Origin of the sequence: Kitasatospora sp. NPDC048407 (assembly GCF_043200475.1) — a bacterium.
Taxonomy (GTDB): domain Bacteria; phylum Actinomycetota; class Actinomycetes; order Streptomycetales; family Streptomycetaceae; genus Kitasatospora.
The window spans coordinates 127,795-150,952 of record NZ_JBICXW010000005.1 but is presented as its reverse complement, the minus strand read 5'-3'; the positions used below and the strand labels follow the sequence as shown (position 1 = coordinate 150,952).

The window sequence follows — 23,158 nt, the reverse complement described above, 5'->3', positions numbered from 1 at the left end:
TTCCTCCCAGCCGGACTGGCACAAAAAATGATCGGGCGCGGACCACGGTCGGCGTCAATCAGCCTATCGGTGCGGGTAGTTCGGGCCAGCGGCGTACGTCGCCAGGCGCGAGCTCGGCGTCAGGCCGTGAGGTGGGACGTCAAGTAGGCCTGGCCGTGGGCGAGTTGCGGGGCAAAGGAGGCAGCGGTGGGGTGCCAGGGGGCTTCGTACTCCCAGGAGATCCAGGTGCCGGCAGGGAGTTGGGCCAGGCAGGCGGGGAGGGGGAGGACGCCCGCGCCGAGGGAGAGGGGGGTGAGGTCTTCGGCGGAGGCGACGTCCTTGACCTGGACGTAGCCGAGACGGGGGGCGAGCAGGCGGTAGGAGTCGGCGGGGGTCTCGCCGGAGAGCCAGGTGTGCATGACGTCCCAGAGGGCGCCGACGGCCGGGTGCGGGGTGGCGGCGAGAAGGGCGGCGAGGGCGGCGCCGGAGCGGTGGGAGTCGTGCGTCTCGACCAGGATGGTGACGCCCAAGTCGACTGCGGTGTCGGCGAGTTCGAGCAGGCGGTGGGCGGCGGTGCGGGTGCCTTCGGTGGCGTCGGCGCCGCCGCGTGGGAAGACGCGGACGTACGGGGCGCCCAGGTCGGCCGCGAGGTGCAGGTGGGCGAGCAGGTCGGCGAGGACGGGGGCGTCCGGGCCGGGCTCGGCGATGCCGACGTACGAGGCGACGGTGAGTGGGGTGACGGCTGCGGCGGTGAACTGGCGGGCGGCGGCGCGACGTTCGGCGGAGCTCAGGCCGGTGTGGACGGGTTCGCCCGGGGCGGCGCGGAGTTCGAGGCCGTCGTAGCCGTGGTCGGCGGTGAGAGCGAGGACGGCGGGGAGGGGGTGGGCGGGGAGGCCGAGAGTGGAAAAGGCGAGGGGCATGGGTTCCTCGGGGTGGGTGGTCGCTGTTTTCGCCCGCCCGCCCGGCACCCATCAGGGGAAGGGAGAGCGGGCGGGGGAGGGGTGGCGCGGAGATGCGTCAGGAGGTAGGCGGGAGCGGGCAGTTGGTGGTCGTCCCGTCCGGCCAGGTGATGGTGATGACGTCATCGGCGAGGGCGAAGGCGAGGGCCGTGAGCGCGGGCAGGGAGCCGGCGGCGGCCGTGAGGCGGGCCGCGGTGGCGAAGAGGCCGGTGGTGATGGTGCCGTGCAGCTGGGGGGTGGTGGCGGTGGGGCCGAAGGCGGTGCCGTCGGGGGCGGGGGTGGTGGTGGCGGTGGTCCAGCCGTGGAGGGCGAGGAGTTCGGTGTGGAGGTGGTCGTCGGCGGTGATCTGCGCGTGGCGCCCAGTAACGCGGGAACGGGCGCCGGTGACCGCCCAGCCGCCCTCGCGGACGGCCGTGCCGGCTATCGCGCCGCGTACGACGTGCACCCGGACTTCGTCGGCGCCGTGGGCGAGGGTGAGTGAGGTGACGGTGATGCCGGGCAGTTCAGCGCCGCGGTGCCGGGGCCGGTGCGAGGACGCGGCCCAACCGCAGGCGCCCAGGCGGCCCGCGCCGAGGGGGGTGATGGGGCCGCGTTCGCTCGGCTCGCCGTCGAGCAGCAGCGCGAAGTGGTTGTCGCCGGCGGTGCCCGGTCCGGTGCGGGTGGAGTGGGCGAGGCGGGAGTAGAGGGGGTTGTCGGCGACGGGCTCGTCCGCGGGCTGGTCGTCGCTGCCGTGGTTGTGCAGGCGGACGAGGCCGTCGGCGGCGGTGGACTGGATCAGCCAGCCGGGGGCGGGCAGGGGGGTGACGGCGTCGGCGGTTTCGGCGGGGGAGGGGGTTTCGGGGGCGGTCCAGAGGGGGTGGTCGGGCGGGAGCAGCAGGCCGAGGAAGCCGCCGGAGGCCCAGTAGGGGGAGGCGGGGCCGGAGTAGGGCTGGACGATCGGCGGGTAGGGGCCGTGCCAGCCGAGGGTGAGCAGGCCGTGGTCGTCGAGGGCGTCGCGGTCGAGGAAGTAGCGGAGGGCGCCGGAGGCGAGCCGGCGGGTGGTGCCGGGGTCGAGGGGGGTGGTGCCGAGCAGGGCGCCGGCCCAGAGCGGGGCGGCGGCGGCGAACCGGTAGCTGAGTGAGCGTCCCTGGTGGATGGGTGCGCCGTTGCGGTCGAACAGCCGGGAGTAGTCGGCGAGGTAGGCGTGCAGGCGGCTCCCGTAGCGGGCGGTGAGTGCGGGGTCGGCGGCGAGGTGGGCGTGCAGGGCGGGGTAGAGGTGCAGGGCCCAGCCGTTGTAGTGGTCGATGGCGCGGGGGCGGCCGTCGGTGTACCAGCCGTCGCCGAGGTACCAGCGGTCGATGCGTTCGAGGCCGCGGTCGATGGCGGCGTTGGCGGCGTCGGTGTCGATGCCGGCTTCGGCGAGGAAGCCGCCGACGGTGAACGGGAACAGCCACCAGTTGTTGTCGACGGGCTGGTGGTGCAGGGCCTGGGCGAGCCAGGCGCCGGCGCGTTCCTGGACGGCGGGGTCGAGGCGGTCCCAGAGCCAGCGGCGGGTGAGGCGCAGGCCGATGGCGACGGAGGCGGCTTCCACCATGGGCTGGCCGCGGTCGGTGATGGCGCCCCAGGAGGTGAGGTCGCCGTCGCTGAGGTTTCGTTCGGTGGTGGGGGTGCGGGTGCCGGCGGCGAGGCCTTCGGCGTAGCGCTCCAGCAGGTTGGTGGGGTCGTCGCCGCCGGCGCCGGCGACTCGGATCGCGGCGAGCAGGAAGGTGCGGGCGTAGCCTTCCAGGCCGTCCGAGCGGGGGCCGGACCAGCTGGGGCGGGTGCCGGGGAGGTTGATCAGGGCGTTGGCCGGCCCGGCGTACGGGCGGACGGCGGCCAGCAGGTGGTCGGCGGCGCCTTCCCAGTGGGCCCTGGTCCAGCCGGTGTGCGGGCTGAGCGCGCGGTCTTCCGGCGGGAGGGGGAGCGGGTGCGGCATGGCGGCCTCGGTTCCTGTGTGGGCACGGCTGGGCACTGGGGCTACCGGCCGACCCTAGGAAGAGGCGATCACCCCGTCAAGAATCGGTGATCGAATGATCTCCTTGATCCGATTGTGACCTCCGAGAAAACGCCGAAAACTCAAGGTGAACGGCGCTTGAAGGGTCAAGAGTGATTGATCAAGCACGATCATTTGATCCCACTCTCTTGACGTCTGATCGGAGGCCGTCCCAAGATAGCGATCAACCCGGCCCGACCTGCTCAAATCGGGTGATCGGGTACCTACCCGGCGTTTCAAGGACCCCCACAGGAGCCGTGCCATGTCCTCTCCCGCTCTCCACCGCCGCAGAGCTCTCCGTCTCGCCGCCGCCGCCACCGCCACCGTCCTGGGCGTGACCCTGCTCGCCGCGTGCGGCAGCGACGGCGACAAGTCGGCGTCGGCCTCCGACGCGGGCAGCGACGGCAAGCCGGTCTCGATCACCTTCTGGGGCTGGGCCAAGGGCACCAAGGACGTGGTGCAGGCCTTCAACGCCTCCCACCCGAACATCCAGGTCACCTTCGAGGAGATCCCGTCCGGCAACGCCGGCGGCTACGCCAAGATCTCCAACGCGGTGAAGGCCGGCAACGCCCCCGACGTGTTCAACGTCGAGTACCCGCAGCTGCCGGACTTCGTCAGCCAGGGCGCGGTGCAGGACATCAGCAAGCTGGTCTCCGCCGATCTGAAGGGCAAGTACCTGCCGCAGTCGATGGAGCTGACCACGCTGGGCGGCTCCACCTGGGCGCTGCCGCTGGACGCCTCCCCGCAGGCGCTGTACTACCGCAAGGACCTCTTCGAGAAGGCCGGGGTCGCCGTCCCGAAGACCTGGGACGAGTTCAAGGACGCCGCGGCGAAGCTGAAGGCCGCCGACGCCAACACCCGCATCGCCACCTTCTTCCCGGACGACCCGAGCACCTTCGAGGCGATGGTCTGGCAGGCCGGCGCCAAGTGGTTCGGCACCAGCGGCGACAGCTGGAAGGTCGACATGGCCGGCGCCGACACCAAGAAGGTCGCCGACTACTGGCAGGGCATGATCACCGATGACCTGATCCGCGTCCAGCCCTCGTTCAGCCAGCAGTGGACGGCTTCGCTGCAGAAGGGCGAGACCGCCGCGTACCTCGGCGCCGCGTGGGGCGGCGGCGTGCTGAAGTCCACCCTCGGCACCGACCCGGCCGCCAACGGCAAGTGGGCCGTCGCCCCGATGCCGAGCTGGGACGGCCAGCCCGCCTCCGGCATGCTCGGCGGTACCACCTTCGCGGTCTCCAAGGACAGCAAGAAGGCCAAGGCCGCGGTCGAGTTCGCCACCTGGGCGACCACCACCCCCGAGGGCATCCAGGCCCGCATCGCCTCCGGCTCCTCCTCCGCCTACCCGGCCGACCCGGAGCTGATCCCGGTGGCCAAGGCCGCGTTCAAGACCGAGTTCTACGGCGGCCAGGACATCTACGCGATCTACCAGGACGCCGCGAAGTCCATCAAGCCGAACTGGGCCTGGGGCCCGTCCATGGGCGCCACCAACAGCTCGATGAAGGACGCCTTCGGCAAGCTCGGCCAGGGCACCACCGTGCCGTCCGCCGTCGACGCCGCCCAGCAGGCCACCCTCGCCGAGCTGAAGAACCGCGGTCTGAAGGTGGCCGGCTGATGTCCGGCAGCACTCCCGTCCCGGGGGGCGGCACCTCCGCCGCCGCCCGGGGCGGTTCCGCGGTCGCCCCGGGCACGTCCGTCCGGGGCGGTTCCGCCGGATCGCGAGGCCCCCGGAAGCGCCGGGCGCCGTTCGCCGCCCCAGCCGTGCTGCTCGCCCCGTTCATGGTGCTGTTCACCGCGTGCACGCTGATCCCGATCGGCTACGCGGTCTACCTCAGCCTGTTCAGCGAGCGCCGCTCCGGTCTCGGCTTCGGCGGCACCACCAAGCAGGTGTTCACCGGCCTCGGCAACTACACCCGGGCGCTCGGCGACGCCGCGTTCCGCGACGGCTTCTGGAACACCGCCCAGTACTGCCTGCTGTACATCCCGCTGATGCTCGGCCTGTCGCTGGCCGTCGCGCTCCTGCTGGACTCCACGCTGGCCCGCGCCAAGCGGTTCTTCCAGCTCGCGCTGTTCATGCCGCACGCCGTCCCCGGCATCATCGCCGCCCTGGTGTGGACGTACCTGTACACCCCCGGCATCAGCCCGGTGATCGACGCGCTCAGCTCGGCCGGCACCCAGGTCGACGTGTTCGGCCACCCGCTGCCCGCGATCGTCAACATCGCGATCTGGGAGTGGACCGGCTACAACATGGTGATCTTCTACGCCGCGCTGCAGGCCATCCCGCGCGAGGTGCTGGAGGCCGCCGTGGTCGACGGCGCCGGGCCGCTGCGCACCGCGTTCAGCGTGAAGATCCCGCTGATCCGCGCGTCCGTGGTGATGGTCGGACTGTTCACCGTGATCGGCTCGCTCCAGCTGTTCACCGAACCGGTGATCCTGCACGACGTCGCCCCCGGCGTGGTCTCCACCTGGACCCCCAACATGTACGCCTACTCCGCCGCGTTCGAACGCAACGACTACGGCCTGGCCGCCGCGTCCTCGGTGATCCTCGCCCTGGTCGCCGCCGCACTGTCCTTCGTGGTCACCCGCTTCACCCGCGGCCGCGACGAGAAGCGGACGTCGCAGGCGACCTCGAAGCGGACATCGCAGGCGACCTCGAAGCGGACGGAGACCGCCCGATGAGCAGCACCCTCACCCCCGTCCGCCCCGCCGCCGACACCGGTTCCGCCGCCGGGAAGCCGCGCCGCCCCTGGACGATGTCGAAGACCGCCGTCAACGGGGCGCTGGTCCTCGCCACCCTGTACACCCTGCTGCCGCTCGGCTGGCTGCTCACCGCCTCCGCGAAGAACACCGCCGACCTGATCGGCGGCCGCTCGCTCGGCGCGGGCAACTTCCACCTCGGCCAGAACCTCCAGGACCTGGCCACCCAGGGCGACGGCATCTACTTCCGCTGGTACCTCAACTCCCTGCTGTACGCCGGGATCGGGGCCCTGCTGTGCGCGCTGATCTGCGTCGGCGCCGGCTACGCGTTCCACGTCTACAGCTTCCGCGGCAAGGAGAAGCTGTTCGGCGTGGTGCTGCTCGGCGTGCTGGTGCCCACCACCGCGCTCGCCCTGCCGATGTACCTGCTGGCCTCCCAGCTGCACATCGTCAACACCTACTGGGCGGTGCTGCTGCCCTCCCTGGTCAACCCGTTCGGGGTGTACCTGGCCCGGGTGTTCTGCGCCGGCTACCTGCCCGGCGAGACCCTGGAGGCCGCCCGGATGGACGGCGCGAGCGAACTGCGGATCTTCTGGTCGATCGGCCTGAAGATGGTCATGCCCGGCTTCGTCACCATCTTCCTGTTCCAGTTCACCGCCATCTGGAACAACTTCTTCCTGCCGCTGGTGATGCTCTCCGACAACCGGCTCTTCCCGGTCAGCCTCGGCCTGTACACCTGGAACGCCCAGACCCACGCCTTCCCCGAGTACTACCCGCTGGTGGTCACCGGCTCGCTGCTCGCCGTCCTGCCGCTGGTCATCGCCTTCGTGGCGCTCCAGCGCCACTGGAAGGCCGGAATGACCGCCGGCAGCGTCAAGTAACCACCTCCTTTTCCACTGCGCCTTCTGGGGAGCCCCGCCATGCCCAACTCCGCGCCCGCCGAGGCACCGAACTCCGCCGCCACCGTCCGGACCCGCCCGCGCGCCCTGCTCGCCATGCACGGCGACCTCGCCGCCCGGCTGATCGCCCCCGACACCATGGCCCGGATGGTCGAACTCGCCGACCTCGACCCGGAGTTGGTCATCGACGACTTCTCCTCCCCCGAGGGCGCGGCCGCCCTCGCCTCCGCCGAAGTCATCATCAGCAGCTGGGGCTGCCCGCCGCTCACGGACTCCGTCCTGGCCGCCGCCCCCAAGCTCCGCGCCGTCCTGCACGCGGCCGGCTCGGTCAAGCACCACATCACCGACGCCTGCTGGGACCGCGGCCTCGGCATCACCTCCGCCGCCTGGGCCAACGCCCTCCCGGTCGCCGAATTCACCGTCGCCGCCGTCCTGTTCAGCAACAAGCCGGTCCTCCGCCTCGCCGCCGACTACCGCTCCCGGCGGGCCCCCCACGACTGGCAGGCCGCATACGCCGGCGTCGGCAACTACCGGCGCACCGTCGGCATCGTCGGTGCCTCCCGGATCGGGCGGCGAGTGCTGGAACTCCTCGCCCCCTACGAGTTCGAGCTGCTTCTGCACGACCCGTACGTGACCTCCGACCAGGCCGCCGCCCTCGGCGCCGAGCTGGTCTCCATGGACGAACTGTGCACCCGCTCCGACGTGTTGAGCGTGCACGCCCCCGAACTCCCCGAGACCAGGCACCTGCTGGACGCCCGCCGCCTCGCCCTGATGCCCGACGGCGCCACCCTGATCAACACCTCCCGCGGCTCCCTGATCGACCAGGACGCCCTCACCGCCGAGCTCACCACCGGCCGCATCGACGCCATCCTCGACGTCACCGTCCCCGAGACCCTCCCCGCCGACTCCCCCCTCTACGACCTCCCCAACGTCCTCCTCACCCCCCACATCGCCGGCTCCCTCGGCGGCGAACTCCACCGCATGGCCGCCGCCGCAGCCGACGAACTCGCCCGCTACGTCGACGGCCTGCCGTTCGCCCACCCGGTGACGCGCGAGGAGATCGGCCGCACCGCGTAGCACGTCGGGAGCGCCCGGAGGCGCCCGTCGGCCGGATCGCGAACCTGTGCCAGTCATCGGCAGGTGCCACGGTTCCGTCGACGGGCGCCTTCGCTTTCGGGAGCCCCGCGCCGCCGGGGATCTCAGGGTGTAGCCAGTGCCACCCTCAAGACGGATGCCTGCATGATCGATCGTCAGGGCGGGGCCGGGCAGGATCGTGCCCGTGAACACCACTTCGAACCGCAAGCGCCGTATCAGCGCTGTCGCAATCCTGGGTCTCGCCGCATCAGTGGCCGCGACCGGCACCGGACTCGCCGCCACGACCCCGCCGTCCACCGTGCACGCGACCACCGTGCACGCGACCGCCGCCACGGCCGCCGCCGCGCCCACGCGGTCCTTCCAAGGCGTGCTCCCCGCGCCGACCGGCCCCTACGCCGCCGGCGAGGACGTCATCCACCTCACCGACGCGAGCCGTCCCGACCCGTGGGTGCCGTCATCCGGCCCCCGCCAACTGACCGTCACGATGGTCTACCCGGCCGTCCCCGGGACCGGGACTCCCGCCCCTTACATGACCCTCGGCGAGGCAGCCGGAATCGTCCAGCGGAAGAATTTGCCGGCGAGCTCCGGCGTCACCCCACAGACCCTTTCCAGCGTCACCACTCACGCCTTCGACGGCGCGCGGCCGCAGCGCGGCAAGTATCCGCTGGTGGTCCTCTCACCTGCGTACGAGGACCCGCGCATCACACTCACCTCGCTCGCGACCGATTTGGCCAGTCACGGCTACGTCGTCGCGCTCGTCGGCGACACCTACGAGGACAGCGGCGAGACGCTGGCGAACGGCCAGACGTCGCCGTGCGCGATCTGCGGTGACCCGACGCGGATCGACTCCATCCCCACCAGCCGCGCGCTGGACGTGTCCTTCTTGATCGACCAGTTGACACATGGCAACACCGCGTGGCGCCTGGCACATCTCATCGACAAGCACGAGATCGGCATGGCCGGACACTCCATCGGCGGAGCGGCCGCCGCCACCACGATGATCGCCGACCCGCGAGTACGGGCCGGAGTGAACATGGACGGCACCTTCCACCCGGAGCCGATGCCCGGCCAGATCACACGGCCGTTCCTCATGCTGGGTAAGACCGCCAACACCGATTGGGAGCACCCCTGGGCCGCCCTCGGTGGCTACAAGAAGTGGCTGACGGTCACCGGCGCCGACCACTTCAGCTTCTCCGACCTGAACCTGCTTCAGGGGCAGGCCGGGTTCCCGACGCCGCCCCTCTCCCCGGACCGCGGGATAGCGATCACCCGCGAGTACGTGACGGCGTTCTTCGACCAGACGCTGAAGGGGACCCACAGTCCGCTGCTGGACGGCCCCTCGCCGAACAATCCGGAAGTACTCTTCCAGCACTAGTCGACGCGCTCGGCGGCATACTGGCGGGATGAGCTTCGGGGCGGGGGCCGGCGAGAACGACTGGGGCGGGGTGGCACTCGGGGAGAGGTTGCTGCGTGCGGCGGACGGCCTCGGAGTCGTCCTGCCCCAGCCGGACGGGCAGTGGAGCGGCACAGCCACGTACGCCGACGCGGGGCCCGACCGGCGGGTGACGGTGCATCCGGCCGACGAGCAGCGTCGGACTTTCTGGGTGTACCTCCAGCACAACGGCCGGCGCCTGGCCGGCGGGTCGACCGCCGATCCGGCCGAGGTGGTCAGGGCGGTGGTGGCCTGGACCGGCGGAGCGGGGCTCGAGGAAACCAAGGAGCAGGCCCCGTGCATCGAGTTCCGCCCCTGGGCTCTCGAGCACGAGCGGGAGCCGCTCGGTGTTGTCGAACTGGAGTGGTGCCGCAGGCTCGACGGCATCCACATGCCGCCGATGAACCGTTTCCCGCGCGTGCACGCGCTGTTGGCGGCGGCGTACGCCGAGCCGGTGCTCCGCCAACTGATGCCGGTGACCAGCCACTTCAACCTCTGGTTCTCCACCAGCACCACGCCGAATCGGCGTACGACAGGGGTCGGTCCCATGATCTGGCCGCACTACGAGAGGTCCTACGCGGTACGCGACGGGCACGAACTGCTCGCACGCTTCGAGACGCCGGAGGAGGCCGTCGCCTTCATGGTGGCCGCCCTGCCGGAGGGGACCGGGCCGGCGCGCTGAGCGTCGTCCGAGCGGCACCGGCAGCGATCGTGTCCGTCGCCAGTTCGGCGGCACCTGGCGCCGGACACCCCCAAGGGCGGCCGGCCGCCGGTCGGACAGCTGCCGGTTCTCCTTGCCACCTTGACGGTCAACGGGCGGCGAGGATCTCCCCGCGCTCGACGGCCCCGCGCAGGACGGCCGCGAAGTCCGGGGGAAGGAGGTTGACCGCGTCGAGGGCGTCGGTGGTCAGGGGGATCTCCTCGAGGAGGTACTCGCCCCGGCCTTCCTGGCCGAACTCGGGTCCGGTGCGGTCCGCGAAGCTCCACTTCTCGATGGTGGCGAGGTAGAAGTCCTGGCGCTCGTCGTCGGTCTCGATGGTGTGGAGGAGGCTGACGATCTCAGCCTCGCCCGCGATCTCCTCGCGGACCTCTCGCAGCAGGGCCTCCTCGGGGCCGGCATCGGTCGGTTCGATCTTGCCGCCGACGATCACCCAGTACGGGTCGATGCCGGGGCGGATGCGCTTGATCAGCAGCATGGTGTCGTTCGGGGTGAGGAGGACGGCGCGGACGCGGTGCTGCATGGTGATCTCTTCTTTCTCCGGTGGTTTGGGGCGGCTCAGTGGAGGATCCAGCCGCCGTCGACGTGCAACGACTGGCCGGTGATGAAGGCTCCTCATCGGTGAACAGCGGGCCCAACTCGTCCCCGACCCGGATCTCCAGGCTTCCCTTCGGGAACGCTGCCCGCGCCATCGCCGGCGGGCCTACCCGGGATCCTGGGCCGCATCGACACCCGCACCCGTCCCAAGCGACAACGTCGACCTCCAAGACCACAACTGGGCCTTGAAGGTCGACGTCACGCACAGGCCCGAACCAACCAAAGGCATCCTCCGGGAAGAGGGCGGCGGGGCCTACATCCATTCGCGGCTCAGGCGGTGCCGAACTCCCCGTCGGCGATGGCCGACACGAACGTCGCCCACGCCCTGGGGGTGAACTTCAGGACGGTTCCGTTCGGGTCCTTGGAGTCCCGGACATGGCCGAAGTTGGCGTCGTCCACTTCGACGCACGAACCGGCGTTGCCACCGGAGTGGCTACTCTTCCGCCAGCGTCGTGGCGAGGCGGGCTCATTGGGGATCGTATGCATGTTCGTGTTCCTCCACGGCCGACTTGATTCGGGCGAGGGACGCCTCCGGTGACAACGCGGCGGCCCGTACCAAATCGTAGGACTGGCGGCATTTCGCGACCAACGTCGGCTCGTCGATGAGATGGCCGATGTGCGGGCCTTCCACGTACGCCAAAGGGGGCGCATTGTCGAAGGTCATCAGGCTGATCATGCCTTCGAGCATCGCGTGCGCACCGGCGTCGAACTGTACGACCTGGACGATGATCTGCCGTTCGGTGATCAGCCGAATGATGTGCCGGAGTTGCTCGGCCATGACTCGTCTGCTATTGACCACCCTCTGGAGTACGGCCTCGTCGAGAACCATCCACAACACGGGGCCGGTTGGATCCTCGACGATTCTCTGACGTTCCAGCCGGGCGGCCACGCGATCGGCCAACTCGGGCTCGTTCAGGAGTGGTTGGGCTCCCAGGAAGATCGCTTCCGCGTAGTCGCGAGTCTGGACAAGTCCGGGAATCACGAGCGCGGCGTACTCGGAGATGGTGCGAGCCCGGGCCTCCTGCTCCACCACCTCGACGAAGTAGTCGGCCATCCGCGGGTGCCGGAGCAGTGGATGAAGGCGCTCAAGGTGGCCGCCGGTGCCGAGCTCCTTGTCGATCGAGCGGGACAGGTCCAGCTGTGGCCGTCGCGTTGCGCTCTCAAGCTGGCCGATGTAGGCCCCGGAGACGAACACGCGCTCCCCGAGCGCCTGTTGGGAGATGCCGACGCTCTCCCGCAGCCGGCGCAGCTCGCTCCCGTAGAACGCCGCGGGCGAGCTGGAGGGGTCAAGTTTCTTGGGGCTGACCATCGGTCACCTCTGAGCAGTTTGGATGTTGTGTCGCCGCTGTTTCCCCGGGCGGCACCAAGCAGCCACGATTGAAGCACGGAAAGTAACCATCGCGAAGCGACGAGACAGGCGGTGCCGCCGTGACCGATTCTCTGCTGACCCCCCTTCACCGGGCTCGACGCGACGAGGCTCGCGATGCGTGCGAGAGACTGCGGGCCGTGCTCGCGACCGAAGGCATCATCCTTCCGTCACTCCGAGTTGACGGATCGTCGGACCCCGCCGCGGAGATCTTGGTGCGGCTCGGCACGGCGCCTCCGGCGGTCGTCAGCGGGATTGCGTTCGCACTCGACGTGGGGTTCTCCGTCATCCGGGCCGGCCGTGGCTCCGGCAGCGTGGTGCAGGTGCTGCGCACGCCTGCGGTCGGGGAGCTGGTGGTGGATGCGCGGGCCGATCGGGTCGGTGAGTACCGCGCGACGGACGAGTTGGGCCGTTTCGTGCTCGCCCCGCCCGCCGGTGGTGACCTGTGGACTGCGGATCCCGGCGACGTCCATGCGGCGACCCGGAACGATGTGGCTCGCGCGGAGGCGGCCAGGCAGACGGCCCGCAGCAACCGGAGGTGGGCTGGATGACCGGGCAGCGGCGGCCAGTTGAGACTCCCGCCCTGAAGGTGACTCCCGTGTGCAGGGCGGGCGCACCATCCGGCCGGTCGTTCGATCGGCTGGTAAGACCATCCCACGAGGAGGGGCCATGTCGGAGATCAACCTGTACGTGCTGCCGATCGAGGGCGCGACCTTCGTGCGCCAGTGCGGCGGCAACCTGACCAGCGAGGACGAGAGCTGCGTGGGTCTCGCGGCCATCCCCGGCGTCGCAGACGGCTTCGTCCTGCGCGACACCAAGGCGGAAGGCGCGGGCCGGGAACTGCGGTTCACCCGCCACGAGTTGGACGCCTTCGCCGTTAAGTGGGTGGAGGGCCGGGCCCTGGCGGTCTGACGTCCTTGGGCTGACGTACCGAGCTGAATTCACGCGGGGGACGTCCGGTCTGAGTCGCAGTCAGGCCGGGCGGCCCTCGCTCCATGGAGGATACCTGTGACGAATTCCCGGCACTGGCACGGCTACGGCCCCTGGATCGGCAGGCCGGAGCAGTACTTCGGCGAGTACCTGCGGCGGCCCTCGCCGTTCGACTCGGCCTGGCACGCGATGGTTGCCGGCATGAAGGGCCCCGACCAGGAGGCCCATCTGCCCTTCGAGCAGCGGACGGTTCCGCCCATGCAGACGGGGCACTACCTGCTGCGCCGTCCGTCCTATTTGGGGAAGCAGACCTGGCCGGAGCCCAAGGAGGCCGCCGAGTGGCTGGCGAACATCTACGAGCTGCACCCGCCGGCCCTCCGCCCGGACGGCGGTGCGGTGGACTGCGGGCTCGGCGCAAAGGTGGCGCACGCAACGATGTCTTTGGGCAGCGGTGTTGACGTCGTGTGGGTCCACTACCTGCCCGGCGAACGCATGCTCTGCATGGCGGTGGTCGCCTGCCCCAACCGGTTCCACCCGGGCGTTCCCTGCCCGCACCCCCTCTTGTGATCGGAGGCGACTGAATGGCACTCGCAACACTGGTCGGCCAAGAGGCCGCCGCCGCCCTCCTTCGGGCATGCCCGACCGAACCCGCGGTATACCGCCGTGAGGGCTCCGAGTTGGACGAACGGATCCCGCTGTCGCTGATCGAGGCATACATCGACCACGGGTTGACGGACCCGGCGTTCACCGCAGCGGTGAAGGATGGCAGGGCCGTTCACCCGGGGCGATTCTCGCGGGGCGGCAGGATGCGTCCCGGTCGGCTAAGGGCACTGTTCGAGAGCGGGCACACTGTCAACCTGCGGCACCTGCAGGAGCGCGTGCCGTACCTGGCCGAGCTGTGCCGCGCGATCCATGCCGAGACCGGGTACACCCTGTTCGTCTCGGGAATCGTCACTCCACCGGGGCAGCAGGGGCTGACCCACCACTGGGACCAGTTCCAGGCCGCGGTCACGCAGGTCAACGGCCGGAAGCGGTGGCCGATTTGGCGGCCCGAGGTGGTGTTCCCGGTGGACGACTACCTGGACTCGCCGGGCATGTGGACGGCCGAGATGCAGGAGCGCTGGGACAGTACCGAGCCGTACGCGGAGTACGTGCTGGAGCCCGGCGACACGCTGGTCCTGCCGCGGGGGTGGGTGCACAGCCCGCACTGTCTGTCGGGCGATCCGGACCCGTCGTTCCACCTCACGTTCGCCCTGCGGGAGCGGATGCCGCTCGACCTGGCGGAAGCGCTGGTGCGCACCGCGCTGCACAGCGAGGAGTTCCGGGCCGGGATCCCGCCGGAGAAGCTGACGGCGGAGAATCTGCCGGGCACGCTGGACGGCGTGCGTTCGGCGCTGGTGAGGTTCCTCGCCATGGCGGACACCAGCGCCACTGCCGGGGCCGTCCGAGCAGGGCTGGTGCCGTTGCTGTCCGAGGCGTAAGACGAGCCGTCTCGCCCGTAGCGTGGCAGGGCAGGATCGGGGGCGGCCCTGTTGTCGTCCTGCTGGAGCGCCTTCATGACTCTCGTCGAGATTCCCGGTTCGAAGTCGGTCACCGCGCGGGCGCTGTTCCTGGCGGCGGCTGCGGAGGGGACTACCACGTTGGTGCGGCCGTTGGTGTCGGACGACACTGAGGGGTTCGCGGAGGGGCTGCTCGCGCTGGGGTATGCGGTGGGGCGCGGAGAAAACGAGTGGCGGATCGGGGGGAGGCCGCAGGGGCCCGGGGTGGATGGGGCGCGGGTGTTCTGTCGGGACGGGGCGACGACGGCGCGGTTCCTGCCGGCGTTGGTGGCGGCGGGGCGGGGGACGTTCCACTTCGACGCGTCGGCGCAGATGCGGCGGCGGCCGCTCGGGCCGTTGACAACTGCGTTGCGGGAGTTGGGCGTTGAGGTGGAGTGCCACGGGCAGGACGGCCACCATCCGTTGAGTGTGCGGACGGACGGGGTGCGGGGCGGCGAGGTGACGCTGGACGCCGGGCTGTCCTCGCAGTACCTGACGGCGCTGCTGCTGCTCGGCCCGCTGACTCGCGAGGGGCTGCGGATACGCGTCACCGACCTGGTGTCCGCGCCGTACGTCGAGATCACGCTCGCGATGATGCGCAGTTTCGGCGTCGAGGTCGAGCGGGAGGAGAACGTCTTCAGCGTGCCGCCCGGCGGCTACACGGCGACCAGGTACGCGATCGAGCCGGATGCGTCCACGGCGTCGTACTTCTTCGCGGCGGCAGCTGTGACGGGACGCGCGGTGACGGTCCCGGGGCTGGGGCGGAACGCGTTGCAGGGGGATCTGAGGTTCGTCGAGGTGCTGGAGCAGCTGGGCGCCAAGGTGGAGGTGGGAGCGGACGCCACCACCGTCAGGGGCGGCACGCTGACCGGCGGCACCGTCAACATGCGGGACATCTCCGACACCATGCCGACGCTCGCCGCGATCGCGCCGTTCGCGTCGGGGCCGGTGCGGATCGAGGACGTGTACAACACCCGGGTCAAGGAGTGCGACCGGCTGGACGCGTGCGCGGAGAACCTGCGGCGGCTGGGCATCGACGTGCGGACGGGGCGGGACTGGATCGAGATCCGGCCCGGTGCGCCGCGGGCGGCGGAGATCGCCAGCCACGGCGACCACCGGATCGTGATGTCGTTCGCCGTCACGGGGCTGCGCACGCCCGGGATCACGTTCGACGATCCGGGGTGCGTGCGCAAGACCTTCCCGGGCTTCCACGAGGCGTTCAAGGGCTGGGCCCGATAAGGGAGTTCAGTCCTTCACGGCGCCGCCGAGCCCGGACACCATGTGCCGCTGCACCAGGACGAAGAAGATCAGCACCGGGACGGTCATCAGGGTGGAGGCGGCCATGATGCCGCCCCAGTCGTTCTCGTCCGGCTTGAAGAACACCATCAGGGCTGCCGGCAGCGTCTGGTGGTCGGTGTCCAGGATCAGCGTCTTGGCGAACACGAAGTCGTTCCAGGCGGTGATGAAGGAGAACACGCTGGTCGCTGCCAGCCCGGGCGCGACCAGCGGGAACAGAATCCGCCACAGGATGGTGAAGCGGCTGGCACCGTCGATCCGGGCGGCCTCCTCGAGCGATTCGGGGACGGCGGCGACGAAGCCGCGCAGCATCCAGACCGCGAACGGCAGCGAGAACGCCAGGTTGACCAGCATCAGCGCGCCGAGCGAGGAGAGGCCGAAGCCGGGGGCGACCGTGCCGATGTCGCGGACCAGGAAGAACAGCGGGATGGTGAGCGCCTCGACGGGCACCATCTGGGCGACCAGGAACATGATCAGAATGGTGGTCCGGAACCGGAACTTGAACCGGGACAGCGCGACGGCCGCCAGGAAGGCGATCGCGGCGGAGACGACCACCACGACCACGGCGACGGCGAGGCTGTTCAGGAAGTACCGCCCGAAGCCCGAAACCCCCAGCGCGTTGCGGAAGTTGTCCAAAGTGGGCGCGAAGGTCCACGGCCGCGGGTGCGCGCCGGTGATCTCGCCCTTCGGCTTGAGTGCCGACAGCACCATCCAGTACAGCGGGAAGACGGTCAGCAGGGCGAGCACGATCGCCACCACGTTCGCGCCCTGCCTCAGGACGCGATTGTCGCGCTTCAAAGTTCCTCCCCGGAGCGGCGCAGGCTGCGGATGTACACGGCGGTGACGGCCAGCAGGATCAGCGTCATCAGGACGCCGATGGCCGCGCCGAGGCTGTAGTTCTCCGCGACGAAGGCCTTCTGGTAGGCGTACACGTTGAGGACGAGGTTCTGGCCGGCGATGCCGCCGCCACCGGTCATCACGTAGATCTGGGTGAAGACCTTGAAGTCCCAGATGATCGACTGGATGACCACGATCACCAGCAGCGGCCGCAGCATCGGCAGCATGATCCGGTGGAAGATGGTGGCGGTTCCGGCGCCGTCGAGGCGGGCGGCCTCCAGGACGGAGTCGGGGATGGCCTGGATGCCCGCGTACAGGGTGATCATCACGAACGGGAAGCTGTGCCAGACCACGACCACGGCGACCATCGCGAACGCCGACCACTTGTCGTACATCCAGTTGTGGCCCTGGGTGCCGAGGATCTCGTTGACCAGGCCGGAGTTGGTGTCCAGCAGGAACATCCACACCGTGGAGCCGGTCATCGCGGGCGCGGCCCAGGCGCCGAGCGCGCCGAACATCAGCAGCAGCCGCGGCCACTTGCCGACCCGGGTCAGCAGCACCGCGCAGACCGCGCCGACCACCAGGGTGGCGACGACGCAGAACGCGGCGAACGCCAGGGTCTGGCCGAGCACCTCCCAGAACTGCGAATCGCCGAGGATGCCGGTGTAGTTGGACAGTCCGACGAACTCGGTCGGCACCCCGCCGGAGGCCTGTGGCTGGCCGAACTTGAGCACCGACAGCAGGCCCAGCTGGTACAGCGGATAGCCGAACAGCGGGATCAGCACCAGCGCGGCCGGCAGCAGCAGCCACAGCGGGACGGGGATCCGGGCGAGCGGCCCGGATCGGCGGCGGCCCTTCGCGGGGGCGCCGCCCGCCGGGCGGACCGGGGAGTCCCCGTGGTCCGCCCGGGCGGTGACGGTCGTGGCAGGCATCGACAACTTCCGCTTCTCGTCTACAGGTTGAAGGCTCCGACGGCTACTTGCCGCTGAACGAGGTGTTCATCGCGGCCGCCGCCTCCTTGGTCGCGGCAGCCACGTCGGACTTGCCGGTGATGACCTTCTGCAGCATCGTCGGCACCACGGCCTGGGCGTCGATCTTCGCCCAGGCGGCGTCCTTCGGGACGAACTTGGTGCCCGCCTCGATGGTGTCCGTGAACGGCTTCAGCCACGGCTGCTTCTGCACCACCTCGGCGCGTGCCGAGGACAGCGTCGGCAGGTTGCCCATCGCGTCGAACAGCGCCAACTGGTTCTTCTTGGACGCCAGTTCCTTGATGAAGTCGGCGGCCAGGCTGCGGTGCTGGGTGGACTTCATGACACCCAGGTCGTTGCCGCCGGAGAACGCCGGCGCGATCTGGCCGGCCGCCGCGCCCGGCAGCGGGACGATCGCGTACTTGCCCTTCGCCGCGCCCGCCTCCACCGCGCTGCGCGAGGAGTTCGGCAGGATCGCCATGCCGGCCTTGCCGGCCGCGAACGACTCCACCGTCTTGCCGCCGGTCAGGTCGGCGCACTGCTGCGCCGGACAGATGGCGTCGGTGAACAGGTCGGTGTACGCCTTCACACCCGCCTGCGACTTCTCCGAGTCGATCGCCGAGGCGTACGCCGAACCGTTCTGCGCCGCCAGGTCGCCGCCGTTCGCCCAGACGAACGGCAGCGCGCCGAAGGTGTACTTGCCGCCGACCGCGATGCCCAGCATGTCGCCGTGCGCCGAACGGACCTTCTCCGCCGCCGACTTCAGCTCCGCGTACGTGGTCGGCGCGGCCAGGCCCAGCTCGGTGAACACGTCGGTGCGGTAGTACAGCGCGCGGACACCCAGCCACCACGGCAGGCCGTACGTCTTGCCGTCCACCACCGCGGTGTCCTTCAGGTCCTGCGGCAGGTCCTTGCCCTCCTCCCAGCTCGCCAGGTCGGAGGTGATGTCGGCGAGGCCGCCCGAGGCGGTGTAGCCGAACAGGTCGGTGTTGCCGAACTCCACCACGTCCGGCGCGGAGGACGGGTCGTTGAACGCGCCCTTCATCTTCTCCGCGCGCGGCCCGGCGTCCGTCGGAATGTACGACACCTGCACGTCGACGCCAGCGTGCTTGGCCTTGAAGTCGGCGACGGCCTGCGCCACCACCTGCTCCTTCGGCGCCCGGTTCGCCTCGTCGTACAACCACACCTTCACGGTGCCGGTCTGCTTGTCCGCGGACGAAGCGGTCTTGGCGGTGCCCGGCGCGCAGGCCGTCGCCACGGTGCCCGCCAGCACGGCAAGGGCGGCACCACGGGCCAGCTTCTTCATGCTCAACGTCATCTCCTCGCCGAAAAGCGGGACGCACCTGCAAGATCCGGAGGAAACCGGGACATGCAGTGGGGGATCGGTGTGAGCGGGACATTAGAAAGCCGCCGGGCACGCCGACAAGAGCAGAGCGCGAAAGTTGTGCACTGCAAAACGATGTGCTGCGGAACTGGAACTGCGGCCCACCGCGTCATAGCGTCACACCCCATGACCAGCACCGCCGCCGAAAGCCGGCCCGCCGACCGGCCGGAACGCAACCAGTCCGCGTCGCTGCGCCGCGCCCTGGCCGTGCTCGAACACGTCCGCGACCACGCCGCGACCGGACCCGACCTCAGCCTGACCGCGCTCGCCGAGGGCCTCGGCATGTCGAAATCCACCGTGCTGCGGCTCGCCGCACCCCTGGTCGACGCCCAGCTGCTCGCCCGCGACCGCGACACCGGCCACTTCCGGCTCGGCCCCGGCGCCCTCCAGCTCGGCCAGGCCTACCTCGCCACCCTCGACCTGCGCACCGCCGCCTCCGAAGAGGCCCACCAGCTGATGCGCGAGGTCGGCGGCACCGTCCACCTGTGCGTCCCCGACGCGCCGTACGTGGTCTACGTCGACAAGGTCGAGAACGAGACCGCCGTCCGGATGGCCTCCCGGATCGGCAGCCGGGCCCCCATGTACTGCACCGCCGTCGGCAAGGCCATGCTCGCCTGGATGTCCGAGGACGCCTTCGCCACCGTGGTCACCCACGGCCTCCCCGCGATCACCCCCCGCACCCTGACCTCGGCCGCCGCCCTGCGCACCGAACTCACCCGCATCCGCAGCCGCGGCTACGCCGTCGACGACCGCGAGAACGAACCCGAGGTCCGCTGCATCGCCGCCCCCGTCTTCGACCACAACAACACCGTCATCGGCGCCATCTCCACCTCCGCCCTCACCTCCCGCATCACCGCCGCCCGAGCCCGCGACCTCGGCCCGGTCGTCGCCGCGACGGCCGCAAGGGTGTCGCGGACGATGGGCTCCACCCGCTGACGGCTATACGGCGACCAGCCGGACCTGGCCGCCGCAGAGCTTGGTGAGATCGGCGACGTCAGAGGTCAGCACCACCACGGGCCGCTGCTGGCGCAGGGCGAGTTCGGCCACGACAGCGTCGATTGCGTACTTGTGGCCATGCAGGCCGGCCGCGAGCAGGAGGGCTGACGCCGCCTTGGCCTCCTCGTCGCCGACTGGGGCGATGCGCATGCCGGACAGCAGCCAGCTCAGTCGGACCCGATCGGTCCGGTCGTGCACCGCTTCGATGATCGTCAGGGCGCTGATCACCACTTCCATGCCGCGGGCACGCGCTTCCGCGACCAGGGCGACCACCGGTGCGTGGTCCGAGAGCAGCTTGGAGAGCCCCTCGGAGTCGAGGACCAGCGTTCCTTCGTGGTTCAGCTTGCGGCGGGCCATTCGCCCTCTCCGGCGAACACTTCGTCGAACACCTGGCGGGCACGGTCCTGTTCAGCGGCGGGGATCGGCCCGTTGCGGCGCTCGTAGTCGGCCAGATATTCGTCCAGTATCCGGCCACGGAGCTCGCGTTCGACGGCTGTGGTGATGAACGCGGAGAACTCGCGCTTGCCGACCCGCTCCCGGATCGCGGCCGCGGTGCCCTCGGGCAGGGACAGGCTGACCCTGGTCGCCGGTCCGTCGCCGATGCTGTAGGTGCGCTCGGTCATGAGGCCAGATTATCAAAGGAGTGGGAATCGGCCCCGGGGCGACCGGCCGTCAGGCCTCCGCCGGCGCCGCAGGCTGGCGGCGGAGCTTGGTGCCGAGGCGGTCGAGGGCGACGACCAGGGCGGCGAGGACGATGAACTCCAGGACGAGCTGGACCATTTGGAGGCCGACCCAGCCGTAGCCCTTCTCGGTGGGGTCGAGGAAGAAGTAGGGGTAGCGGAGGGGGAAGTTCGGGAAGGCGATGGCGCGGGCCTCGGTGAGGAAGGCGTAGCCGAGCGGGTAGGAGAGCCAGAGCGGCAGGTCGCGCCAGCGGGACGCGTTGCGGGGGGAGAGCAGCAGCCAGTCGGCGAGCACCATCAGCGGGGTGGTGTAGTGCAGGAAGAAGCTGGACCAGTGCTGGAGGCGGTCGGGGCCGGAGACCAGGCCGGGCAGCGGGTTCTCGCCGTGGTTGAGCAGCACGTGCGCGACGATGCCGGTGATGGTGATGTACAGGACGGCGGCGCCGCGCAGCCGCGGCGCGGGGGCGTCGAGCGTCCCCCGCTTGACCATCCAGTAGGCCGCGCCGAGGAAGTAGCCCAGTACCAGCACGTTGCTCTGGAGTGTGAAGTACACCAGTGAGCTGTTGCTGAGGTAGATCCCCAGGAACGCGGACAGGGCGATGGCGCAGCGCCACCACAGGGCGGGGCGGGTCCAGACGGTCATGCGGTCACCGGTGATTCGTCTCGCTGGTGCCCCCCGTGGGCACGACTGATCGCCGCACTCTACCTGCCGGTTCGATGGTCCGAAAAGATCACCGGCCGGTGGACGGGCCCGCCCCGTAAGGGAGTTCGGCGCCGCTCAGACGCTCAGCTGCGCGAGGCGGTCAGAGCGGGAGGTGCGCCGGGCTGTGGGTGTGGCTCTCGATTCCGGTCTCCGCCTGGCCGGCCAGTTGGTGGGCCAGGTCGTGGAAAGCGCGGGCGGCGGCCAGCTCCTCGCCGATGACGGTGTCGGGGTCGTCGGTGGGATTGCGTCGAGCCATGCCCTTGCCCTGAGCGCCGGGCGCGCTGAAGCCGCTGAGCGATGCTGTGCAGGTGGTGCGGGACTCGTCCTCTTCGAAGGTCAGGTCGACGATCCAGTGGTTCTGCATGACGTGTCACCTTCCCGTGCGCACCGGCGACGGGCGGCCGGTGCGCCTTCCTCCCAGCGTCCGCCCGCCCCCGGCAAGCGGCAAGAGGCGGCGGCCGGGGTGCGGTCGGAGAAGGTTCAGTGGTCGGAGGAGGTGCAGCGGTCGGAGAAGGGCCAGCGGTCGGAGAAGGTTCAGCGATCGGAGGAGTTCAGCGGTCGGAGAAGGTTCAGGAGAAGTGCAGCTCGCGGTCGGTGACCTGCCCGGTGCCGAGCATCCGGCTGTCGTCGCGGTAGCTGGTGGAGGTCTGCCACGGCGCCCGGTCGCCCTGCCGGGGAAGCCCGTCGACGGCGCGCAGGATGTACCCGGCCGTGAAGTCCAGGAAGGGCCGGGTGGGCATCGCGGGGTCGGCGACCTCGGGGCGGCAGATCCGGTGCCCGCGCCGCTCCATGTGGGCCAGCAGGCGGCAGAAGTGCTCGCACAGCAGGCCGATCTTCAGCGTCCAGGAGGAGTTGGTGTAGCCGATCGCGTAGGCGAAGTTGGGGACGCCGGAGAGCATCATGCCCTTGTACGCGACGGTCTCGGCGAGCCGCACGGGCTCGCCGTCCACGCTCATCGGGATCCCGCCGAACGCCTGCACGTTCAGCCCGGTCGCGGTGACCACGATGTCCGCCTCCAGTTCCCGGCCGGACTCCAGCAGCACCCCGCGCTCGGTGAACGTGCGGATCCGGTCGGTCACCACGGCCGCCCGGCCGCCGCGGATCGCCTTGAACAGGTCGCCGTTGGGGACGGCGCACAGTCGCTGGTCCCACGGGTCGTAGGGCGGGCTGAAGTGCTCGTCCACCGGGTAACCCTTCGGCAGCTGGCGGGCGTTCACCCAGCGGATGATCCGCCGGGCCGCCTTCGGGTGCCGCTGGCAGAACGACCAGATCGCGTACTGCTGGGCGATGTTCTTGCGCCGGGCCAGCGCGTAGCCGCGCTCGTCGCCGAGCAGCCGCCGCAGCAGGTTGGCGATGTGGTCGCGGCGCGGCACCGGCATGATGTACGTCGGCGTGCGCTGGAGCATCGTCACCTGCCGGGCCCGCTTCGCCATCGCGGGCACCAGGGTGACGGCGGTCGCGCCGCTGCCGATCACCAGCACGCGCTTGCCGGTGTGGTCGAGGTCCTCGGGCCAGTGCTGCGGGTGGACGACGGTGCCGGTGAAACGTTCCAGCCCCTCGAACTCGGGCGTGAAGCCCTGGTCGTAGCGGTAGTAGCCCATCGCGCAGAACAGCCAGTCGCAGGTCGGGGTGAACTGCTCGCCGGTGTCGGCGCGTTCCACCCGGACGCTCCAGCGGGCGTCCGCCGTCGACCAGGACGCGTCCAGCACCCGGTGGTGGTAGCGGATCCGGTCCCGCAAACCGTTCTCCCGGACGGTTTCGCGCAGGTAGGACAGGATCTGCGGGGCGTCCGCTATCGACTCCTTCTCCCGCCACGGCTTGAACGCGTAGCCGAAGGTGTGCAGGTCCGAGTCGGACCGGATGCCCGGGTACCGGAACAGGTCCCAGGTGCCGCCGAGATCGGCCCGGGCCTCCAGGATCGCGAACTCCTTGCCGGGCAGTTCGGCGGTCAGGTAACGGCCCGCACCGATACCCGAGATCCCGGCGCCGACGATCAGCACGTCCAGGTGCTCGACGGGCGCGGCCGTCCGGTCCTCGGGCGCAGTGACGGTATCGGTGGACACGGGCGAC

25 protein-coding genes are annotated in these 23,158 nt (G+C 70.4%); 12 read left to right on the top strand and 13 right to left on the bottom strand.

Going from position 1 to position 23,158, the window contains the following annotated elements; all coding sequences use genetic code 11:
- Positions 1 to 119 precede the first annotated feature (119 nt).
- On the bottom strand, positions 120 to 899 hold the full coding sequence (locus ACGFWJ_RS12645) for a sugar phosphate isomerase/epimerase family protein (protein WP_392948300.1): 780 nt from the start codon (positions 897 to 899) through the stop codon (positions 120 to 122).
- Between the two features lie 97 nt (positions 900 to 996).
- Positions 997 to 2,892, bottom strand: a complete 1,896-nt coding sequence (locus ACGFWJ_RS12640; protein ID WP_392948297.1) for a DUF2264 domain-containing protein — start codon at positions 2,890 to 2,892, stop codon at positions 997 to 999.
- Between the two features lie 319 nt (positions 2,893 to 3,211).
- Here ACGFWJ_RS12640 and ACGFWJ_RS12635 point away from each other — a divergent pair, with 319 nt between their 5' ends.
- The 6 genes from ACGFWJ_RS12635 to ACGFWJ_RS12610 all read left to right on the top strand — a co-directional run bounded on the left by ACGFWJ_RS12635 (position 3,212) and on the right by ACGFWJ_RS12610 (position 9,757).
- Positions 3,212 to 4,567 carry an ABC transporter substrate-binding protein gene (locus ACGFWJ_RS12635; RefSeq protein ID WP_392948294.1) on the top strand — a complete coding sequence of 452 codons (1,356 nt, stop codon included), beginning with the start codon at positions 3,212 to 3,214 and terminating at the stop codon, positions 4,565 to 4,567.
- Positions 4,567 to 5,631 (top strand): carbohydrate ABC transporter permease, encoded by a 1,065-nt coding sequence (locus ACGFWJ_RS12630; protein WP_392948291.1) that lies wholly within the window; start codon positions 4,567 to 4,569, stop codon positions 5,629 to 5,631. Before ACGFWJ_RS12635 ends, ACGFWJ_RS12630 begins: the two co-directional genes overlap by 1 nt.
- A 74-nt stretch (positions 5,632 to 5,705) precedes the next feature.
- The gene (locus tag ACGFWJ_RS12625) at positions 5,706 to 6,530 is read left to right on the top strand and encodes a carbohydrate ABC transporter permease (protein WP_387645975.1); all 825 of its coding nucleotides are present in this window, start codon (positions 5,706 to 5,708) and stop codon (positions 6,528 to 6,530) included.
- A 39-nt stretch (positions 6,531 to 6,569) separates the two neighbouring features.
- Entirely contained in the window at positions 6,570 to 7,625 is a 1,056-nt protein-coding gene (locus ACGFWJ_RS12620; protein WP_392948288.1) for a hydroxyacid dehydrogenase, read from the top strand.
- Positions 7,626 to 7,827: 202 nt separating this feature from the next.
- On the top strand, positions 7,828 to 9,018 hold the full coding sequence (locus ACGFWJ_RS12615; RefSeq protein WP_392948285.1) for an alpha/beta hydrolase family protein: 1,191 nt from the start codon (positions 7,828 to 7,830) through the stop codon (positions 9,016 to 9,018).
- Between the two features lie 28 nt (positions 9,019 to 9,046).
- Positions 9,047 to 9,757: a DUF6193 family natural product biosynthesis protein gene (locus tag ACGFWJ_RS12610; protein WP_392948282.1), complete on the top strand. Its 711-nt coding sequence runs from the start codon at positions 9,047 to 9,049 to the stop codon at positions 9,755 to 9,757.
- Positions 9,758 to 9,884: 127 nt separating this feature from the next.
- Here the strand turns inward: ACGFWJ_RS12610 and ACGFWJ_RS12605 are convergent, their stop codons facing one another.
- From ACGFWJ_RS12605 to ACGFWJ_RS12595, 3 genes are all read right to left on the bottom strand, one after another.
- On the bottom strand, positions 9,885 to 10,316 hold the full coding sequence (locus tag ACGFWJ_RS12605) for an NUDIX domain-containing protein (RefSeq protein WP_392948279.1): 432 nt from the start codon (positions 10,314 to 10,316) through the stop codon (positions 9,885 to 9,887).
- Positions 10,317 to 10,660: 344 nt separating this feature from the next.
- Positions 10,661 to 10,876, bottom strand: a complete 216-nt coding sequence (locus ACGFWJ_RS12600; protein ID WP_392948276.1) for a DUF397 domain-containing protein — start codon at positions 10,874 to 10,876, stop codon at positions 10,661 to 10,663.
- Positions 10,857 to 11,699 (bottom strand): Scr1 family TA system antitoxin-like transcriptional regulator, encoded by an 843-nt coding sequence (locus tag ACGFWJ_RS12595; protein WP_392948273.1) that lies wholly within the window; start codon positions 11,697 to 11,699, stop codon positions 10,857 to 10,859. Before ACGFWJ_RS12595 ends, ACGFWJ_RS12600 begins: the two co-directional genes overlap by 20 nt.
- Positions 11,700 to 11,896: 197 nt before the next feature.
- Between ACGFWJ_RS12595 and ACGFWJ_RS12590 the strand changes: the two genes are divergently transcribed.
- The 5 genes from ACGFWJ_RS12590 (at position 11,897) to aroA (ending at position 15,463) form a co-directional block, all read left to right on the top strand.
- The gene (locus ACGFWJ_RS12590) at positions 11,897 to 12,307 is read left to right on the top strand and encodes a hypothetical protein (RefSeq protein WP_392948270.1); all 411 of its coding nucleotides are present in this window, start codon (positions 11,897 to 11,899) and stop codon (positions 12,305 to 12,307) included.
- A 118-nt stretch (positions 12,308 to 12,425) separates the two neighbouring features.
- Positions 12,426 to 12,668, top strand: a complete 243-nt coding sequence (locus ACGFWJ_RS12585) for a DUF397 domain-containing protein (protein WP_392948267.1) — start codon at positions 12,426 to 12,428, stop codon at positions 12,666 to 12,668.
- A 96-nt stretch (positions 12,669 to 12,764) separates the two neighbouring features.
- Complete coding sequence (locus tag ACGFWJ_RS12580; RefSeq protein WP_392948264.1) at positions 12,765 to 13,253, top strand: hypothetical protein; 489 nt, start codon at positions 12,765 to 12,767, stop codon at positions 13,251 to 13,253.
- Positions 13,254 to 13,267: 14 nt separating this feature from the next.
- Positions 13,268 to 14,167 carry a JmjC domain-containing protein gene (locus ACGFWJ_RS12575; RefSeq protein ID WP_392948262.1) on the top strand — a complete coding sequence of 300 codons (900 nt, stop codon included), beginning with the start codon at positions 13,268 to 13,270 and terminating at the stop codon, positions 14,165 to 14,167.
- 75 nt (positions 14,168 to 14,242) lie between these two features.
- A complete protein-coding gene (gene aroA / locus ACGFWJ_RS12570) occupies positions 14,243 to 15,463 on the top strand; it encodes a 3-phosphoshikimate 1-carboxyvinyltransferase (RefSeq protein WP_392948259.1) in 1,221 nt (406 codons plus the stop codon).
- A 6-nt stretch (positions 15,464 to 15,469) separates the two neighbouring features.
- On the opposite strand, the gene ACGFWJ_RS12565 is transcribed toward aroA, so the two are convergent.
- Genes ACGFWJ_RS12565 through ACGFWJ_RS12555 form a run of 3 tightly spaced genes read right to left on the bottom strand, consistent with a single transcriptional unit; the run spans position 15,470 to position 18,631 of the window.
- Positions 15,470 to 16,318: a carbohydrate ABC transporter permease gene (locus ACGFWJ_RS12565; protein WP_387645433.1), complete on the bottom strand. Its 849-nt coding sequence runs from the start codon at positions 16,316 to 16,318 to the stop codon at positions 15,470 to 15,472.
- A complete protein-coding gene (locus ACGFWJ_RS12560) occupies positions 16,315 to 17,289 on the bottom strand; it encodes a carbohydrate ABC transporter permease (RefSeq protein ID WP_392948255.1) in 975 nt (324 codons plus the stop codon). The genes ACGFWJ_RS12565 and ACGFWJ_RS12560 overlap by 4 nt, the downstream gene beginning before the upstream one ends.
- A 43-nt stretch (positions 17,290 to 17,332) precedes the next feature.
- Positions 17,333 to 18,631 carry an extracellular solute-binding protein gene (locus ACGFWJ_RS12555; RefSeq protein ID WP_392948724.1) on the bottom strand — a complete coding sequence of 433 codons (1,299 nt, stop codon included), beginning with the start codon at positions 18,629 to 18,631 and terminating at the stop codon, positions 17,333 to 17,335.
- A gap of 204 nt (positions 18,632 to 18,835) precedes the next feature.
- Here ACGFWJ_RS12555 and ACGFWJ_RS12550 point away from each other — a divergent pair, with 204 nt between their 5' ends.
- Complete coding sequence (locus tag ACGFWJ_RS12550) at positions 18,836 to 19,645, top strand: IclR family transcriptional regulator (protein ID WP_392948252.1); 810 nt, start codon at positions 18,836 to 18,838, stop codon at positions 19,643 to 19,645.
- A 3-nt stretch (positions 19,646 to 19,648) separates the two neighbouring features.
- Here ACGFWJ_RS12550 and ACGFWJ_RS12545 read toward each other — a convergent pair whose 3' ends face one another.
- From ACGFWJ_RS12545 to ACGFWJ_RS12525, 5 genes are all read right to left on the bottom strand, one after another.
- Positions 19,649 to 20,062, bottom strand: coding sequence for a DNA-binding protein (locus tag ACGFWJ_RS12545; RefSeq protein ID WP_392948249.1), 414 nt, complete (start codon positions 20,060 to 20,062; stop codon positions 19,649 to 19,651).
- Complete coding sequence (locus tag ACGFWJ_RS12540; RefSeq protein WP_387645424.1) at positions 20,044 to 20,328, bottom strand: hypothetical protein; 285 nt, start codon at positions 20,326 to 20,328, stop codon at positions 20,044 to 20,046. Before ACGFWJ_RS12540 ends, ACGFWJ_RS12545 begins: the two co-directional genes overlap by 19 nt.
- A 49-nt stretch (positions 20,329 to 20,377) precedes the next feature.
- Positions 20,378 to 21,028 (bottom strand): Pr6Pr family membrane protein, encoded by a 651-nt coding sequence (locus ACGFWJ_RS12535; RefSeq protein ID WP_392948246.1) that lies wholly within the window; start codon positions 21,026 to 21,028, stop codon positions 20,378 to 20,380.
- A gap of 160 nt (positions 21,029 to 21,188) precedes the next feature.
- A complete protein-coding gene (locus ACGFWJ_RS12530) occupies positions 21,189 to 21,452 on the bottom strand; it encodes a DUF1876 domain-containing protein (RefSeq protein WP_387645419.1) in 264 nt (87 codons plus the stop codon).
- Positions 21,453 to 21,657: 205 nt separating this feature from the next.
- The gene (locus ACGFWJ_RS12525; protein WP_392948244.1) at positions 21,658 to 23,151 is read right to left on the bottom strand and encodes a flavin-containing monooxygenase; all 1,494 of its coding nucleotides are present in this window, start codon (positions 23,149 to 23,151) and stop codon (positions 21,658 to 21,660) included.
- Positions 23,152 to 23,158 lie beyond the last annotated feature (7 nt).